Origin of the sequence: Streptosporangium sp. NPDC050855, from assembly GCF_044456585.1 — a bacterium.
In the GTDB taxonomy this organism is placed as follows: Bacteria; Actinomycetota; Actinomycetes; order Streptosporangiales; family Streptosporangiaceae; genus Streptosporangium; species Streptosporangium longisporum.
Window position 1 is genome coordinate 182,786 of the sequence record NZ_JBITFY010000005.1, and the last position, 17,270, is coordinate 200,055.

Here is a 17,270-nt window from a genome sequence, read left to right on the forward strand (position 1 = left end):
GGCGGGCGCGGTGACCGGCACGTCGGAACGGCCCCGCCGACCGCGTGGCCGGAAGGGCGTGCGCGACCGGAAAAACATGCACGGGCGAGCGGGCGGGAGGGCGTGCGCGGCCGACAGGGCGCGCGGCCGGTGTGGCCCGCGCGGTGGGGACGTCAGCGGGACAGGGCCGCCGCGAAGGCGCGGATCGTCCCGTCGGCGCGGTGGACCGGAAGCCGCGCGAACCCCATCACCAGCGCGGGCGGGCCGGGGGCGTGGCGCATCGGGGCCACCGGCTCCGTGGCCAGCCCGCAGGCCAGGGCCGCCTCCGCCGCCGACGCCTCGTCCCAGCCGGCCGGCAGCTCGGCGAGCAGGTGGAGCCCGGCCGAGACGCCCCGCACGACGATCTCGGGGAGGTGCTCGGCCAGGGCCCCCGCGAGGGCGTCGCGGCGGGCCCGGTACTCCCGGCGCATCCTGCGCAGGTGCCGGTCGTAGCCACCGGTGGTGATGAAGTCGGCCAGGACGTGCTGCTCCAGGACCGGTGAGCCGAGGTCGAGCTCGCCGCGGGCCAGCCGCAGCGACTCGGCGATCGGGGCCGGAGCGGCCACCCATCCCAGGCGGAGCCCGGGGGCCAGGGACTTGCTGACGCTCCCGGCCAGGATCACCCGGCCGGGGGCCAGGCCCTGCAGACAGCCCACGGGGTCGCAGTCGAAGCGGAACTCGGCGTCGTAGTCGTCCTCCAGGATCATCGCGTCGGTCGCGTCGGCCCACTCGATCAGCTCGGCGCGGCGCCGGGGGGAGAGCACGACCCCGGTGGGGTACTGGTGGGCGGGGGTGAGCAGCACGGCCCGCGCCCCGGTCGCGGCGAGGGCGCCGACGTCGATGCCCTCGTCGTCCACGCCGACCGCGACCGGGTCGGCACCGGCCGCCCGGAGCAGTGGGAGCTGGCGGAGGCTGGTGGGGTCCTCGATCGCCAGCCGGATCCGGCCGGGACGCGCCGCGGGACGCGTGTCGTCCCGGACGAACCAGGCGAGGCCGTGCCGGTTCGCGACCTGGGGAAGCCTGCCGGCCAGCGCCTGGATCGCCAGGCTCAGCCCCTGGGCGACCCCGCCCACGATCACCAGTTCGTCCGGGCCGACGTCGGCCGCCCGGACCCTTCCGAGGTAGGCGGCCAGCTCCTCGCGCAGGGCGAGGACGCCGCCGGGATCGCCGTAGTCCAGGGCGCCGTCGGGCAGCGAGGTGAGCGTCCGCCGCATCGAGGCCATCCAGCGCTGCCGGGGGAACCCGCTCAGGTCGGGCGCGGCGGCACAGCGCCCGGCGGACGAGTCGCGCCCGGCCGCCGGAGCCTCCACGGCCTCCCGGGCGCTCCCGCCCGGTGCGGGACGCCCGGCCCGCGGGAGGCTCCCGTCCGGGAGGGGGCGTCCGGCCGGTGGGACCCTCCCGGTGCGCGAGGACCTCCCGGCCCGCGGGAGGCCCTCGGCACGCGAAGGGCCCGCGGCGGCCGGAGGGCTCTCATCCGGCGAAAGCCTCTTGGCCCGCGAAAGCCTCTCGGTCCGCGGAACGCCTCCGGTCCGCGGAACGCCTCCGGTCCGCGGAACGCCTCCGGTCCGCGAAGGACCGGACGTGGCGAAGCGGGCGGCGGCCGGGGCCACGGTGGTGCCCACGCCGACCCTGGAGAGCAGGAAGCCCTCGGCGACCAGCTGCTCGTAGGCCTCCACCACCACACCGCGGGAGAGCCCGAGGTCCCTGGCCAGCTCACGGCTGGCGGGCAGGCGGACTCCGGCGGCCAGCCGCCCGTGCCGTACGGCCTCGCGGAGCTCGCGGGCGATCTGGGCGGCGACGCCGCCCGCCGACCGGTCGACGACGAGGTGCAGATCGGCCAATTGGCCCTCTTTTTCTCAGGATCATTGGACCCGGTGGACGAACCATTGCCTTTCTAGCATTCCGTACATGAACCACGATGTCAGCAGGTCGGAGCTGCGAGGGCCGGTCCAGGCCGCGGGCGGGATGTTCCTGGTCGGCACCCTGGCGGGGATCTCCGGAGTGATCGGCGACTACCCCGTCCACGGCGGCCAGGCCCTGCGCTACCTGGCGGCGGCCGTGATCCTGCTCACCGTCGCCCGGCTGGCGGGGCTGCGGTTCGTGCGCCTCACGCCCCGCGAGGCGGCGCTGCTGGTGGCGTTGGCCCTGACCGGGCTGGTGCTGTTCAACGTGTGCGTGATCGAGGGCACCCGGCACGGCGGGCCCGCCCTGGTCGGCACCGTCCTGGGCGCCGTCCCGCTGGCCCTGGCGCTGTTCGGCGGGCGGCCCTCGCGGAGGGTCCTCGGCGCGGCGACGGTGGTCGTCGCCGGGACGACGGTGGCCACCGGCCTGGGCAGCGGCGACCCGGCCGGGCTGCTCTGGGCGCTGGGCGCGCTGGGCTGCGAGATCTGCTTCTCGGTGCTGGCCCTCCCGCTGCTGCCCCGGCTGGGCGCGGTGCGCGTCTCGGCCTACTCCACGGTGCTGGCCGTACCGCTGCTGACGGCCGCCGGGCTGCTGGCGGACGGCACCGCGCTGGTCAGGGTGCCGACCGTGCCCGAGGCGGCCGGCCTGGCCTACCAGGCGGTGTTCGTGACGAGCGTGGCGTTCCTGCTGTGGTACGACGCCCTGCCGAGGCTCGGCCGGGGGACCGCCGGGCTGTTCGCCGGGCTGATCCCGGTCGGCGCCATCGTCACCGGCGCGGTCCTCGGCCTGAGCGTCCCCACCTGGCCCGACCTGCTCGGCGCGGCACTGGTGGTCGCCGGGATCGCCATCGGTCTCAGCCCCAGGGGTTCACCCGCTGACGGGGCACGCTCACCCGCTGCGGAGGCACGTCGGCCCGCTGCGGCGGGCTCACCCGGCGCTCGCGGCTCTCGGCCCAGCGGGACGAGTTCGCCCGCCGCCGGGAGTCACCGGCCCGCTCGGGACGGCTGACCCGCCATCCGTGGGAGCCGGGGGAGGACACGGCCCCTCTTACCGGGGAGATGGCGATCGGCGCCTCGGTCAGGGCCAGGCGTGAGTCGGGCCAGCTCACCGGCCACTCGGGCGTCCGCCCCCCGGCCTCCTTGATGCTCGACAGCGTGATGGTGATCAGCGACACGGTCAGACCGGCCACGATGAAGACCGCCACGAGCACCAGCATGACGACGTTCCCGGCCACGACGGTGTTTCCGATGTCCATGATGTCCCTCGGCTTTCCCCGGACGCTCGGCCCGGCCTGTTTCCAGCTTCCCCCCTCCCTCCGAACACATATGGACAAAAGCCGCATATCCCACCAAGCCTTGTCCTGAATATTCGGTTTTCATCACATATGTCCCTACGGGTTTGCCCGACCGAGGGACGAACGTCCCCCGACCGGCAACCTCGGCCGGACCCTTCGGCCGGACACCTGGGCGAAGCCTTACCCTCTAGGGAAAACGGAGCTGACCCCCGCACGAAGGATCGACGACGATGCCCGAGTTCGACTACACCGACCTGCTTCCCCTGGGACCGGACGAGACGGAGTACCGTCTGATCACCTCCGAGGGGGTACGGGTCGTCGAGGCCGCGGGGCGCAGCTTCCTGGAGGTCGAGCCCGAGGCGCTGCGGCTGCTCACCGAGACCGCGATCCACGACATCTCCCACTACCTGCGCTCGTCCCACCTCGCCCAGCTCCGCAAGATCATCGATGACCCCGAGTCGAGCGGCAACGACCGGTTCGTCGCCCTGGACCTGCTCAAGAACGCCTCGATCTCGGCGGGCGGCGTCCTGCCGATGTGCCAGGACACCGGCACCGCGATCGTGATGGGCAAGCGCGGCCGGCACGTGCTCACCGACGGCGCCGACGCCGAGCACATCTCCCGGGGCGTCTACGACGCCTACACCCGGCTGAACCTGCGCTACTCCCAGATGGCCCCGCTGACCATGTGGGAGGAGAGGAACACCGGCTCCAACCTGCCCGCGCAAATCGAGCTGTACGCCGAGGACCCGGGCGGCCACCCCGACGCGTACAAGCTGCTGTTCATGGCCAAGGGCGGCGGCAGCGCCAACAAGTCGTTCCTGTACCAGGAGACCAAGGCGGTGCTCAACGAGGCCAGGATGCTCCGGTTCCTGGAGGAGAAGATCCGCTCCCTCGGCACCGCGGCCTGCCCGCCGTACCACCTGGCGATCGTCGTCGGCGGCACGTCCGCCGAGTTCGCCCTGAAGACCGCCAAGTACGCCAGCGCCCGCTACCTGGACTCCATCCCCGCCGAGGGCTCCCCGGCCGGGCACGGCTTCCGCGACACCGACCTGGAGGCCAAGGTCTTCGAGCTCACCCAGAGGCTCGGCATCGGCGCGCAGTTCGGCGGCAAGTACTTCTGCCACGACGTCCGCGTCATCCGCCTGCCCCGCCACGGCGCCTCCTGCCCGGTCGCCATCGCGGTCTCCTGCAGCGCCGACCGCCAGGCCCTGGCGAAGATCACCCCCGAGGGGGTCTTCCTGGAGCGGCTGGAGACCGACCCGGCCCGGTTCCTGCCGGAGACCACGGACGAGCAGCTGTCGGACGACGTGGTGAGGATCGACCTCAACCGCCCGATGGACGAGATCCTCGCCGAGCTGACCCGGTACCCGGTCAGGACCCGCCTGTCGCTGACCGGGCCGCTCGTGGTCGCCCGCGACATCGCCCACGCGAAGATCGGCGAGCTCCTGGACGCGGGCGGCGAGATGCCCGAGTACCTCAGGAACCACGCGGTCTACTACGCCGGCCCGGCCAAGACCCCCGAGGGGTACGCCTCCGGCTCCTTCGGCCCGACCACGGCCGGGCGGATGGACTCCTACGTCGAGCGCTTCCAGGCCGCCGGGGGCTCCAAGGTCATGCTGGCCAAGGGCAACCGCTCCCAGCAGGTCACCGACGCCTGCAAGGCCCACGGCGGCTTCTACCTCGGCTCCATCGGCGGCCCGGCCGCGCGCCTGGCCCAGGACTGCATCCGGAAGGTCGAGGTCCTCGAGTACCCCGAGCTGGGCATGGAGGCCGTCTGGCGGATCGAGGTCGAGGACTTTCCCGCGTTCATCGTGGTCGACGACAAGGGCAACGACTTCTTCGCCGACTCCACCGGGCCGGTCCTGAGCATCGGCCGCCGCTGACCGTCCCCGGGTCGGCTCGGGTCGGCCCCGGTCCGGGTCGGCCCGGGCCGCACCGTCCCGGCCCGAATCGGTGAATTCGGGAGACGTACGGAATCGGTCTGATGTCACTCTCGGTTTCCGAACAATCACGAGAGAGAAAATCTGACCGAAGTTGGCAAGAAGATTCGGCCGGGTCTCTACTGGTCGCATTACGCAAATCGGTAAGCTGCACCACATGCGTGCGCCACCCGGATACCTTCTCGCCGCGCGCTACCGGTTGTCGGAACCGGTCGGCCGAGGCGGCATGGGTACCGTTTGGCGAGCGCAGGACGAGTTGCTCAACCGCGAGGTGGCGGTCAAGGAGGTGCGCCTCCCCCTGATCCTCGACGAGGAACTGCGCGCCGAGCTGTGCGCCAGGACCGAGCGCGAGGGACGGGCGACCGCGATGGTGGCCCACCCCTCGGTCATCACCGTCTTCGACGTCGTCACCGAGGACGAGCGCCCCTGGATCGTGATGGAGCTGCTGCGCGCCAGGTCGCTGGAGCAGCTCCTGCAGGACCACGGCCCGCTGCCGCCGCGCCAGGTGGCGGAGATCGGCCGCCAGGTCCTTGGGGCGCTGCGCGCCGTGCACGCCAAGGGCATCCTGCACCGCGACGTGAAGCCCAGCAACGTCCTGGTCACCGACGACCGGGCCGTGCTGACCGACTTCGGCCTGGCCGCCCTGGAGGGCGACGTGTCCATCACCCAGGCCGGCATCGTGCTGGGCTCGGCCGGGTACATCGCCCCCGAGCGCGTCCTGGGCGCCAAGGCCAGCCCGGCCGGCGACCTGTGGTCGCTCGGCGCGACCCTCTACACCGCCGTCGAGGGCAGGGGCCTGCACGGGCGCCGTACGGCCGCCGCCGCGCTCGCGGCGCTGACCAGCGGTGAGCCGATCCCCATGGAGCGTGCCGGGCCGCTGGCGCCGGTGCTGCGCGGCCTGCTCACGATCGACCCGAACGCCCGGCTGGACACGGTCCGGGCGGCGCTGATGCTCGCCCGGGTGGCGGCCGGCGGCACGGCCGAGGACCTCGTCCCCCGGCCGCCCGCGGCGCGGCCCGGCTCCAGGCCGTACGCGGACGGGTCCGACAGGGGTGCTCCGGCCTCGGCCCCGCCGTTCGGCCGCCGCTCGCAGCACCGCGGGCTGCACCGGGTCGGCTCCGCGCCGCCACCGGCCCCGCGTCCCACCTCGCCGGTCTCGCCGCCGCCACCGTCGGGGCCGCAGTCGGGGCCGCTCTCGGCACCGGCGCAGTCGCGGTCGCACCGGCGGACGAACGAGGGCGTCCACCGGAAAAATGCGGACATTTCTATAGGAAACAACTCGTTTGTCCGTTTCATGACGCCGTTCATCAGGTTGGTCCTCCCACGTCTTCTCTGGCCGAGGGAACTCCGTAAGCGCGGGTAAAGCACTTCTCAAGTGGGAATGGCTATCTTCTTCTCATGCCGGAACAGCAGACGCGCGTGCTCGCGGACCGTTATGAGCTGATCGCGCCAATCGGCCGGGGGACGATGGGCACCGTGTGGCGGGCCCACGACCGTTCCCTCGGCCGTGAGGTGGCGATCAAGGAGATCCGTCAGGAGCCCGGGCTCAGCGAGGCGGAGCGCACCGAACTTCGGGAACGGATGATCCGCGAGGGTCGTACGGCGGCCCGCATCAGCCACCCCTCGGTGGCCACCGTCCACGACGCCATCGTCGAGGACGGCAGTCCCTGGATCATCATGGAGCTCGTCCAGGCCCGTTCACTGGAGCAGGTGATCGAGGAGGAGGGCCCGCTCCCGCCGCGCCTGGTCGCCGAGATCGGGGCCGACCTGCTGGGGGCGCTGCGCGCGGCCCACGCCCAGGGGGTGCTGCACCGCGACGTCAAGCCCGGCAACGTGCTGATCACCGAGAGCGGCCGGGTGGTCCTCACCGACTTCGGCATCGCCAAGGCCGAGGGCGACACGAGCCTCACCAAGACCGGCATGGTGATCGGCTCCCCCGGCTACACGGCACCCGAGCGCGCCCGCGGCGAGCACACCGGCCCCGAGTCCGACCTGTGGTCGCTGGGCGCCACCCTCTACTTCGCGGTCGAGGGCCGCCCGGCCTACGAGCGGTCCTCGGTGGCGGAGACGCTGGCGGCGCTGATGAGCGAGCAGGTCGACCCGCCGACCCAGGCGGGACCGCTCCGGCCGGTGCTCGAACAGCTCCTGGAGAAGGACCACACGGCGCGCCTGACGGCCGCCCAGGCAGGCGCGATGCTCCGGGCGGTGGCGGACACCCCCACGCACCTGGCGGACTCGCTGCCCTCCACCCCGCCCCCCGCCGCACCGCCCCGCGCGACCCCGGCACCCGCGCGGCCGTCCGCGACCACCCCGAAGCCCGTGCCCACCCCGAAGCCCGTGTCCGCTTCGAAGCCCGTGTCCGCATCGAAATCCGTGTCCGCCTCGAAGGACGCGGAGCCGGAACGCGCCGAGCCGGCCGGGCTCCCGGAGGACGCCGACGCCGCGAAGGACACCGGCGTCCCCGCAGTCCAGGACGGCCCGGACGCCTCCGGGGACGACGACGCGGGCGGTTTCGACGCCGACCGCACGATGGTGGTCATCCGCCCCAAGGACGGCCTGCGCATCCCCGCCGAGCCGGCTCCCCCGGTGGCCGCCCCGGGCCGGTCGACGGCCTCGCCCTACCCGGACCGCCCGGCGCCCACCGACCTCGGCAGGCCGGTCGCGGGGCGCCAGAGCTCCCCCTCCCTCGGTACGCCCGTCGCCCGGGGGCCCATGGCAGACCGTTCCCCGGGCGCCTTCGACGGGGCGGACGTCTCCTCGTCGGCCACCCCGCCCCACGGCTTCCCGGTGGCCGGGTCCGACCCCTCCGCCACCCCGCCGCACGGCTTCCCCGCGGCCGGGCCGGACTCCGGGCCGTCCACCGCGGTGCTCCCGCCGGTCCCCGCCCCGGCCGGTCCGGTGCCGCACGCGCCCCTGCCCGGTGACCGGTCACCGGGAGCGGGCGCGCCTTCCGGCCTTCCCGGGCGCCCGGGCCCGGCGGCACCCCAGCCCTGGCGCCCGCCGGGGCCCGAGGCGGGCCGCTCCCCCGGTCTGGGCACCGACCTGTTCGCGATCGCCGGGCAGAACGGCCACCCGGTTCCCGGGCAGCCGCAGGCCCCGCCCCGCAAGCCCAAGATCGGCATCTTCGTCCTGATGGGGGTGGCGGCGATCGCGCTCGTAGTGATCATGATCCTGGTGGTGGTGGCCTTCACCTGAGGAACGGCCCGCCGGGGCGGATCCTCCGTACGCGATACCCGTCGATGCCCGTTCAACCGGTTTGATTCCTCTCATAGGACGCAGACTGGATCCATGAGCGAGTATCGGATCGAGCATGACTCGATGGGCGAGGTACGGGTGCCGGCGGGCGCGAAGTGGCGGGCGCAGACCCAGCGGGCGGTGGAGAACTTCCCCGTCTCCGGGCGCGGGCTGGAGGTCCCGCACATCGCCGCGCTCGGCCTGATCAAGGCGCTCGCCGCCGAGGTCAACGCCGAGCTCGGGGTGCTCGACAAGGAACTGGCGCGGGCGATCGCCGAGGCCGCCACCGACGTCGCCGAGAACGAGTGGGACGGCGAGTTCCCGGTCGACGTCTTCCAGACCGGTTCCGGCACCTCCTCCAACATGAACGCCAACGAGGTCATCGCCACCCTCGCCGAGGAGCGGCTGGGCAGCCCCGTCCACCCCAACGACCATGTGAACGCCTCACAGTCGTCCAACGACGTCTTCCCCACCTCCATCCACGTGGCCGCCACGACCGAGGTGTCGTACCACCTGATCCCCTCGCTGCGGCACCTGGCGACCGCGTTGCGCGAGAAGTCGCTGGAGTTCGAGGGCGTGGTCAAGGCCGGCCGGACGCACCTGATGGACGCCACCCCGGTCACCCTGGGACAGGAGTTCGGCGGGTACGCCACGCAGATCGACAACGGCATCGCGCGGGTGCGGAGCGCCCTTCCCCGCCTCGCCCAGCTCCCCCTGGGCGGCACCGCGGTCGGCACCGGCGTCAACACCCCGCCCGGCTTCGCGGCCAAGGTCATCGAGAGGCTGCGCGAGGCCACCGGCCTGCCGTTCGCCGAGGCCCCCGACCATTTCGAGGCCCAGGGCGCCCGCGACGCCCTCGTCGAGCTGTCCGGCCAGCTCCGCACGGTCGCGGTCTCGCTCAACAAGATCGCCAACGACCTGCGCTGGATGGGCTCGGGACCCCGGGCCGGGCTGGGCGAGATCAACCTGCCCGACCTCCAGCCCGGTTCCTCGATCATGCCCGGCAAGGTCAACCCGGTCGTCCCGGAGGCGGTGACCATGGTCGCCGCCCAGGTCGTCGGGAACGACGCGGCCATCGCGTTCGCCGGCGCGTCGGGCACGTTCGAGCTCAACGTGATGCTCCCGGTCATGGCGCGCAACATCCTGGAGTCGGTGCGGCTGCTGGCCAACGTCTCCCGGCTGCTGGCCGACCGGTGCGTGCACGGCATCACCCCCAACGTCGAGCGGATGCGCGAGTACGCGGAGTCCTCGCCGTCGATCGTCACCCCGCTCAACCGGTACGTCGGGTACGAGGAGGCCGCCAAGATAGCGAAGCAGGCCCTGGCCGAGCGCAAGACCATCCGCGAGGTCGTGATCGAACGCGGCCACGTGGCCAACGGCACCCTCACCGAGGAGAAGCTCGACGACCTGCTCGACGTGCTCTCCATGACCCGGCCGCCCTCGCAACCCGGGTGAGCCCCCGGGCCGGGATGTCCTCATCCCGGCCCCCCGGCGTCGCCGCTCCCGGGCACCTGGAAGACTTCTCGGCATGACCCAGATCAAGTTCTACGGCCGCCGGGACGTCTGGTCCGGCCGGCGCCGGCATGTCTCCGACCTCGTGCACGGTTGCCTGGTGGACGTCTGGCAGCTGCCCGAGGACAAGCGGTTCCACCGGTTCCTGCTGCTTGACGCCGAGGACATGATCTGCCCGCAGCGCAGCGAGCGGTACCTCATCGTGGAGATCGTCTGCTTCAACGGCCGGTCGGACGAGGCCAAGCGCAAGCTGATCCGTGCCCTGTTCACCCGGGCCGGTGAGGTGCTCGACCTCGCCGCCGAGGACCTGGAAATCATGATCATGGAGTCCCCCAAGACCAACTGGGGCATCCGCGGCCTCCCGGGCGACGAGCTGACGCTGATGTACCCGGTCACCATCTGACCACCGCTTCACCGCTTCACCGCCGAGCGGTCTTTCGACCGGATGACACCGGGAGATCACCCCTTCACACCACCCGGGAACACGCGGCGACCGGGCCCGTCCCGCCAGAACGAGATAACGGATTCACCACATACTGGTGTGATATCGCCTGCAGGCGACAAGGTTGACCGGTGTCGACTCCCCTGTCCCCCGCGGACGACCCGTCACCCGGATCGCCCCCTCGCACCGACGCCGATCATGCCGCGTCCCGTACCTGGGCAATGACGCGCGAACGGATCGAGCGGGCCGATCCCCTGGCGTTCCGCGTGCTGCGGATCCTGGCCCGCTACGCGCCCGACGACCTGCCGCGTACCGTGCTGAACGGGCTGGAGGACGCCGACGAGGCCGCTCTCGGCGGCGCGCTGGAGACGCTGGCCTCCGACGGTGTGATCGGCCTGTCGCCGGACGGCCTGTCCGTGAGCATGGACCACCGGGTCCGGGCCTCCGTCGTGGACGGCCTGACCCGGGAGGAGCACGCCGCCGACAGAACCACCGCGGCCGCCCTGCTCGGCGCCGCGATCCCCGAGGAGGCCGAGCACCCCTCCTCCTGGCCCGCCTACGCCCGGCTGCTGCCCCACGCCCTCGCCGTCCTGACGCCCGAGTCCCCCGCCATGGGTTCCGTCGTCGACTACCTGTACGTCCTGGGCGACCACCACACCGCCCGGACCGTGTTGCAGCGGCGTCACACCGCCCTGAACGACATCCTGGGCCCCGAGCACGAGGACACGCTGACCGCACGCGTCGACCTCGCCTCCCTGGTGGGGACGATGGGAGACGTCATCGGCGCCCGGGACCGGTTCACGACGCTGACACCACTGGTCGAACGGCTCCTGGGTCCCGACCACCTCACCACCGTGGACGCCCGCGCCAACCTGGCCCACGGGGTAGGAGAGACGGGAGACGCGACCGGCGCCCGCGACCGGTTCGCGGAACTGGCGCCGGTGGCCGAAAAGGCGCTGGGCCCCGACCACTCCGTCACGCTGAACATCCGGCTGAACCTGGCCTACTGGGTGGGAGAGGCAGGGGACGCGGCTGGCGCCCGGGACCGGTTCGCGACACTGCTGCCACTGGCCGAGCGGGCCCTGGGCTCCGAACACCTGATCACGTTGTACGCTCGAGCCCAGCTCGACCGCTGGACCGGAGAGGCAGGGGACGCGACAGGCGCCCGGGACCGGTTCACTTCACTGGTGGCGACGGCCGAACGAGCTCTGGGTCCGGAGCACGGCACCACCGTGGGGGTCCGGATCAGCCTCGCCCGCTGGACCGGAGAGGCGGGAGACGCGGCGGAGGCCCGAGACCACTACGCACTCCTGCTGCCCCTGGCCGAACGGACGCGAGGTTCCGAACACCCCGTCACCCTGGAAATCCGCTGGGGTCTCGCCCGCTGGACCGGGGAAGCAGGGAACCCGGCCGACGCCCGCGACCAGTTCACGGCGCTGATACCGGCCCTCGAACGCGTCCTGGGCCCCGAACACCCCACCACCCTGGACGCCCGCTGCGTTCTCGCCCGCTGGACCGGGGAAGCGGGAAACCCGGCCGAAGCCCGCGACCGGTTCTCAGTGCTGATGCCGCTCCTCGAGCGCGTCCTGGGCCCCGAACACCCCACCACCCTGGACGCCCGCTACGCCCTCGCCCATTGGACCGGAGAAGTGGGAAACGCGGCTCATGCCCGAGACCAGATCACAGCCCTGATACCCGTCCTGGAACGAGTTCGGGGCCCCGAACACCTCACGACCTTGAACGCCCGCTACGCCCTCGCCCGCTGGACCGGAGAAGCGGGAAACGCGGCCGGTGCCCGATACGAATTCACGATGCTGGTTCCGGTGATCAAGCGCGTTCTGGGCGCTGAACACCAGGTCACCTTGGATGTCCGCGCCCACCTCGCCAGGTGGATGGGCGAGGCCGGGGACGCGGCCGGTGCGATGGACCAGCTCGCGGCATTGGTACCGGTGGCCGAAAAGGCTCTGGGCCCCGAACATCCGACCACGCTGACCGTCCGTTTCAATCTCGCCGCCTGGACGGGAGAGGCGGGAGACGCGGCCGGCGCCCGCGACCAGTTCGCAGCCCTTGTACCGGTGCTCAAAAGGGTCTGGGGTCCCACAGACCCGGGCGTGAGGAGCGCCGGGGACCAGCTCGATCAGTGGACGGCCCGCGCACGTTGGGCGCTGGCGAAGCGATGGCTTCTGAGGCGTTGATCCGCTCGCGGCCCTTCACCACCGCGGTCCCCGCGTCCGGCGGCCTGGAGAGCCGGATCGGAGCGGCTGTCCGCCACATAGGCGTACGGCGCACTGTGGGGACGGGCGACATGGGCCGGAACCCGGGGCGTGCTTAGATTCGGCAGCATGATTGACCTATCCGGCCGCAGGGCCGTGGTGACCGGAGCGGGCAGCGGGATCGGGCGTGCCTGCGCGCACCGGCTGGCCGCCGCCGGAGCGCACGTGGTGGTGGTCGACGTCCAGGCCGAGGCCGCGGCCAAGGTCGCCACGGAAACCTCGGGCACCCCCGTCGTGGCGGACCTGTCGCAGCCGGACTTCGTCCGGGCGATCCCGGCCGACGCGGACATCGTGGTGAACAACGCCGGGTTCCAGCACGTCTCCCCGATCGAGGAGTTCCCCCCGGAGGTGTTCTCCAAGATCCTCAAGGTGATGGTGGAGGCGCCGTTCCTGCTGGCCAGGCAGGCCCTTCCGGGGATGTACGAGCGCGGCTGGGGCCGGATCGTCAACATCTCCTCGGTCCACGGCCTGCGCGCCTCTCCCTACAAGTCGGCGTACGTCACCGCCAAGCACGCCCTGGAGGGGCTCTCCAAGGTGATCGCCCTGGAGGGCGCCGCGCACGGCGTCACCTCCAACTGCGTGAGCCCCGCCTACGTCCGTACGCCCCTGGTGGAGAACCAGGTCGACGCGCAGGCCGAGACCCACGGCATCGGCAGGGACGAGGTGGTCGAGCAGATCATGCTCGCCCCCGCCGCCGTCAAACGGCTGATCGAACCCGCCGAGGTGGCCGAACTCGTCGCCTACCTCTGCGGCCCGCACAGCTCCTCCATCACCGGCGTCTCCCTACCCCTGGACGGCGGCTGGACCGCCCGCTAGTCAAGAATGGACACCACGAGCCACACGTCACCGCGAACAGGCCACCCAAGCCGTCCCAGGGGACCCGCCCCCGTGAGGCCGCGCCGGTGACCGGCCGTGAGGCCGCGCCGGTGACCGGCGGTGAGGCCGCGCCGGTGACTGGACTGAGGAGAGGGGGATCGTGAGGAACGAACGATCCCCCTCGACGAGGGAAGGAACCGGATCCGAGCGGCCGAACCGCGACGCGAAGCGTCGCCATGAACACTGAGGAGAGGGGGGTCGTGAGGAACGAACGATCCCCCTCGACGAGGGAAGGAGCCGGGTCTAAGCGGCCGAACCGCGACGCGACAGCGTCGCCAGCCAACACAGCGTCGCCGAACAACACCGTCTTCCTCGAACTCCTCGCCAGGGAGGCCTCGGCCGTGGAGTTCGAGGGGCCCGTCCTCGAGGCGCGCGGCAGGGGGGCCGGTGCGCGGGAGCTGGCGGAGCTGGAGGAGGCCAAGCTCGTCGCGCTGAGGGTCCGGGCTCTGCTGCGGCGCAGGGCCAAGCGCGAGGCGGAGCTGTCGGCGCTGTTCGACACTGCGGGCGACCTGGCGGGGCTGCGTGACCTGGACGCCGTCCTGGAGGCCATCGTGCACCGGGCCAGGCAGCTGCTCGGTACGGACACCGCCTACATGACGCTGCACGATCCCGAGCGGGGCGACACCTGGATGCGGGTGACCGACGGCTCGGTGTCGGCGAAGTTCCGGGCGCTGCGGCTGGCCATGGGGGCGGGGCTCGGCGGACTGGTGGCGCAGACCGCCACCCCGTACTCCACGGCCGACTACTTCGCCGACGAGCGCTTCCGGCACAAGACCCACATCGACGACGCGGTACTGGAGGAGGGCCTGGTCGCCATCCTGGGGGTGCCCCTCAAGCTGGGCGCCCGGGTGATCGGCGTACTGTTCGCGGCCAACCGGAGCGTGCGGCCCTTCACCCAGGACGAGGTGGCGCTGCTGGGCTCGCTGGCCGCGCACGCGGCGGTGGCGATCGACAACGCCCGGCTGCTGCAGGAGACCAGGAACGCGCTGGACGAGCTCAGCGAGGCCAACCGGCAGGTGAGCGCGCACAGCCAGGCCGTGGAGCGCGCCGCGCTCGCGCACGACCGGATGACCGGCCTGGTGCTGCGCGGCGGCGGGGTCGAGGACGTGGCGGCGGTGGTGACCGAGGTGCTGGGCGGTTCGCTGACGGTGCTCGACGACGCCGGGCACCCGATCGCCGGGGACGCGGGCGTGCTGGCCGGGGAGGCTCCCGGTCAGGCGCCCTCCGAGTCGCGTACGAAGGACAGGACGTCCGGGCCGCGTACCAGGGAGGGATCGTCCGGCCGGGTGCCCTCCGGGCCGCGTACGACGGCGGACGTGATCGCGGAGGCGGCGCGGTCGTCGAGGACGCTGGGGCGCACCGTGCGGCGGGGGGACCTGCTGGTCGCGTCGGTGGACGTGGGGGCGGAGCCGCTGTGCACGCTGGTGCTGCGCGTCGGCGGCCAGGTGTCCGACGCCGACCAGCGCATCCTGGAGCGGGCCGCGCTGGTCACCGCGTTGCTGCTGCTGTTCCGGCGCTCGGTGGCCGAGGCGGAGGGCCGGGTCAGGGGAGAGCTGCTCGACGACCTGATCTCCCGGCCCGCGCTCGACGGCCTGGCCGACCGTGCCCGGCGGGTGGGGGTGAACCTGGAGACCGACCACGTGGTCGTCGTGGTCCGCCACGGCGGCGGGCGTGACCGGGCCGCCTTCTGGGCGTCCTCACAGGCGGCCCTGCGGCAGGGATTGGCGGCCCAGCGCGGTGACGAGGTGGTCCTGCTGCTGCCGGGATCCCGGCCGGGTCCGGTGGCCGAACGGGTGGCGGCCGAGTTGAGCGCCTCGCTGGGCCACCCGGCCACGGCGGGCGCCGGGGGTCCCGTACGGGGTCCCGCTCAGGTGGCCGCCGCGCACCGGGAGGCGCAGCGCTGCGCCGACGCGCTGGTGGCGCTGGGGCGCTCCGGGGACGGGGCGGGTCCCGAGGAGCTGGGCTTCGTCGGCCTGCTGGTCGGCGAGGGGCGCGAGATCGGGACGTTCGTCGCCTCCGCGCTCGGCCCGGTGATCGACTACGACGCCCGCAGGGGCACGGCGCTGGTGCGGACGCTGGACGCGTACTTCGGTACGGGCTGCTCGCTGTCGCGGGCGAGCGAGAGCCTGCACATCCACGTCAACACGGTCACCCAGCGGCTGGAACGGGTCGGGCAGCTTCTCGGCGAGGACTGGCAGTCCCCCGACCGGGCCCTGGAGATCCAGCTCGCCCTGCGCCTGCACCGCCTCAGCGGCTGAGACCGGTCCTGCACGGGCCCGGGGCCGTGGAGCGGACAGGCCGTACAGGACGCGGGGGCCCGTGATCTTCTCAACCCGGACCCGCCGATCCGGCCGTCCACATAGGTCACCGGAAGGCTATGGCGGCCACGCCCATAGGAGTGACACACGTCACTCCGTACGGTTGCCGAAACCCCCCAACGGCGACCCCTGGTGAGTGAGATGGCAGAGAAAACCCGCACCCCCATCGGCAAGATCGTCGGTGCCAGCCTGATCGGCACCACGATCGAGTGGTACGACTTCTTCCTGTACGGCTCCGCCGCCGCGCTGATCTTCCCGAAGCTGTTCTTCCCCGAGTCGGAGCCGCTGGTCGGCACCCTGCTGGCGTTCCTGACCTACGCGGTGGGGTTCGTGGCCCGGCCGCTGGGCGCGCTGGTCTTCGGGCACTACGGCGACCGGCTCGGCCGCAAGAAGCTGCTGGTGCTCAGCCTGATGCTGATGGGCGCGGCGACCTTCCTGATCGGCTGCCTTCCCACGCACACGGCGATCGGCGTCGCGGCCCCGTTGCTGCTGACCGCGCTCCGGCTCGTCCAGGGCTTCGCGCTGGGCGGTGAGTGGGGAGGCGCGGTGCTGATCGTCTCCGAGCACGGCGACGCCGAGCGCCGCGGCTTCTGGGCCTCCTGGCCGCAGGCGGGGGCGCCGGGCGGGAACCTGCTGGCCACCGCGGTGCTGGCCCTGCTGGCCGCGATCCAGAGCGACGAGGCGTTCCTGAGCTGGGGCTGGCGGATCCCGTTCCTGCTCTCCGGCGTGCTGGTGCTGATCGGCCTGTGGATCCGGCTGACCATCAGCGAGTCGCCGGTCTTCCAGCAGGCCGTGGCCAACGCCGAGCCCGCCCCGTCGATGCCGATCGTCGGGGTGTTCAGGCACCACTGGCGGGACGTGCTGATCGCGATCGGCGCCCGCTTCGCCGAGAACGTCTCCTACTACGTCCTCACCGCGTTCGTGCTGGTCTACGCGACGACCACGGCCGGCCTGACGAAGGGCGTGGTGCTCAACGCGGTGCTCATCGGATCGGCCGTCCACTTCGTCTCGATCCCGATGTGGGGCGCGCTCTCCGACCGGCTCGGCCGCAGGCCGGTCTACCTGCTCGGCGCCGCCGGGGTGGGCCTGTGGGCGTTCGCGTTCTTCCCGCTGATCGACACGAGGAACTTCGCCGCCGTCACGCTGGCGGTGACCGTCGGACTGGTCCTGCACGGCGCCATGTACGGGCCCCAGGCGGCCTTCTTCTCCGAGCTGTTCGCCACGAGGATGCGCTACTCGGGCGTGTCGATCGGCTCGCAACTCGCCTCGATCGTCGCGGGCGGCCTGGCCCCGCTGATCGCGGTCGCCCTGCTGGACCGCTACGACTCCTCGCTGCCGGTCATGCTGTACGTGGCCGGAGCCGCCGTGCTGACCCTGATCACCGTGTACGTCTCCCGGGAGACCCGCGGACGCGATCTCGTCACCATCGGCACCCGCGACGAGACCAAGACCACCCGCTGA

12 protein-coding genes are annotated in these 17,270 nt (G+C 72.5%); 11 read left to right on the forward strand and 1 reads right to left on the reverse strand.

Annotated elements, in window-relative coordinates; genetic code table 11:
* Positions 1-152 precede the first annotated feature (152 nt).
* Positions 153-1,859 carry an aminotransferase class I/II-fold pyridoxal phosphate-dependent enzyme gene (locus ACIBCT_RS13390; RefSeq protein WP_399188041.1) on the reverse strand — a complete coding sequence of 569 codons (1,707 nt, stop codon included), beginning with the start codon at positions 1,857-1,859 and terminating at the stop codon, positions 153-155.
* A 67-nt stretch (positions 1,860-1,926) separates the two neighbouring features.
* Between ACIBCT_RS13390 and ACIBCT_RS13395 the strand changes: the two genes are divergently transcribed.
* The 11 genes from ACIBCT_RS13395 (at position 1,927) to ACIBCT_RS13445 (ending at position 17,270) form a co-directional block, all read left to right on the forward strand.
* The gene (locus ACIBCT_RS13395) at positions 1,927-2,928 is read left to right on the forward strand and encodes a DMT family transporter (RefSeq protein WP_399188043.1); all 1,002 of its coding nucleotides are present in this window, start codon (positions 1,927-1,929) and stop codon (positions 2,926-2,928) included.
* 50 nt (positions 2,929-2,978) lie between these two features.
* Positions 2,979-3,284 carry a hypothetical protein gene (locus tag ACIBCT_RS13400; RefSeq protein WP_399188045.1) on the forward strand — a complete coding sequence of 102 codons (306 nt, stop codon included), beginning with the start codon at positions 2,979-2,981 and terminating at the stop codon, positions 3,282-3,284.
* A gap of 160 nt (positions 3,285-3,444) precedes the next feature.
* Positions 3,445-5,097: a fumarate hydratase gene (locus tag ACIBCT_RS13405; protein ID WP_399188047.1), complete on the forward strand. Its 1,653-nt coding sequence runs from the start codon at positions 3,445-3,447 to the stop codon at positions 5,095-5,097.
* A 283-nt stretch (positions 5,098-5,380) separates the two neighbouring features.
* Positions 5,381-6,517, forward strand: a complete 1,137-nt coding sequence (locus ACIBCT_RS13410; RefSeq protein WP_399188049.1) for a serine/threonine-protein kinase — start codon at positions 5,381-5,383, stop codon at positions 6,515-6,517.
* 35 nt (positions 6,518-6,552) lie between these two features.
* Positions 6,553-8,349 carry a protein kinase gene (locus ACIBCT_RS13415; RefSeq protein WP_399188051.1) on the forward strand — a complete coding sequence of 599 codons (1,797 nt, stop codon included), beginning with the start codon at positions 6,553-6,555 and terminating at the stop codon, positions 8,347-8,349.
* Positions 8,350-8,442: 93 nt separating this feature from the next.
* Positions 8,443-9,843 carry a class II fumarate hydratase gene (locus tag ACIBCT_RS13420; RefSeq protein ID WP_344902604.1) on the forward strand — a complete coding sequence of 467 codons (1,401 nt, stop codon included), beginning with the start codon at positions 8,443-8,445 and terminating at the stop codon, positions 9,841-9,843.
* Between the two features lie 73 nt (positions 9,844-9,916).
* Positions 9,917-10,303 (forward strand): tautomerase family protein, encoded by a 387-nt coding sequence (locus ACIBCT_RS13425; protein ID WP_344902607.1) that lies wholly within the window; start codon positions 9,917-9,919, stop codon positions 10,301-10,303.
* 170 nt (positions 10,304-10,473) lie between these two features.
* A complete protein-coding gene (locus ACIBCT_RS13430; RefSeq protein WP_399188053.1) occupies positions 10,474-12,537 on the forward strand; it encodes a tetratricopeptide repeat protein in 2,064 nt (687 codons plus the stop codon).
* A 147-nt stretch (positions 12,538-12,684) separates the two neighbouring features.
* Positions 12,685-13,431 (forward strand): 3-hydroxybutyrate dehydrogenase, encoded by a 747-nt coding sequence (locus tag ACIBCT_RS13435; RefSeq protein ID WP_399188055.1) that lies wholly within the window; start codon positions 12,685-12,687, stop codon positions 13,429-13,431.
* A gap of 260 nt (positions 13,432-13,691) precedes the next feature.
* Positions 13,692-15,749 (forward strand): helix-turn-helix domain-containing protein, encoded by a 2,058-nt coding sequence (locus ACIBCT_RS13440; RefSeq protein ID WP_399188057.1) that lies wholly within the window; start codon positions 13,692-13,694, stop codon positions 15,747-15,749.
* A 201-nt stretch (positions 15,750-15,950) separates the two neighbouring features.
* Positions 15,951-17,270, forward strand: coding sequence for an MFS transporter (locus ACIBCT_RS13445; protein ID WP_399188059.1), 1,320 nt, complete (start codon positions 15,951-15,953; stop codon positions 17,268-17,270).

Excerpts from the sequence above, each read along its gene's own strand:
- ACIBCT_RS13395 (WP_399188043.1), top strand. The coding sequence starts at position 1,927 with ATGAACCACGATGTCAGCAGGTCGGAGCTGCGAGGGCCGGTCCAGGCC.
- ACIBCT_RS13400 (WP_399188045.1), top strand. The coding sequence starts at position 2,979 with ATGGCGATCGGCGCCTCGGTCAGGGCCAGGCGTGAGTCGGGCCAGCTC.
- ACIBCT_RS13405 (WP_399188047.1), top strand. The coding sequence starts at position 3,445 with ATGCCCGAGTTCGACTACACCGACCTGCTTCCCCTGGGACCGGACGAG.
- ACIBCT_RS13410 (WP_399188049.1), top strand. The coding sequence starts at position 5,381 with ATGGGTACCGTTTGGCGAGCGCAGGACGAGTTGCTCAACCGCGAGGTG.
- ACIBCT_RS13415 (WP_399188051.1), top strand. The coding sequence starts at position 6,553 with ATGCCGGAACAGCAGACGCGCGTGCTCGCGGACCGTTATGAGCTGATC.
- ACIBCT_RS13420 (WP_344902604.1), top strand. The coding sequence starts at position 8,443 with ATGAGCGAGTATCGGATCGAGCATGACTCGATGGGCGAGGTACGGGTG.
- ACIBCT_RS13425 (WP_344902607.1), top strand. The coding sequence starts at position 9,917 with ATGACCCAGATCAAGTTCTACGGCCGCCGGGACGTCTGGTCCGGCCGG.
- ACIBCT_RS13435 (WP_399188055.1), top strand. The coding sequence starts at position 12,685 with ATGATTGACCTATCCGGCCGCAGGGCCGTGGTGACCGGAGCGGGCAGC.
- ACIBCT_RS13445 (WP_399188059.1), top strand. The coding sequence starts at position 15,951 with ATGGCAGAGAAAACCCGCACCCCCATCGGCAAGATCGTCGGTGCCAGC.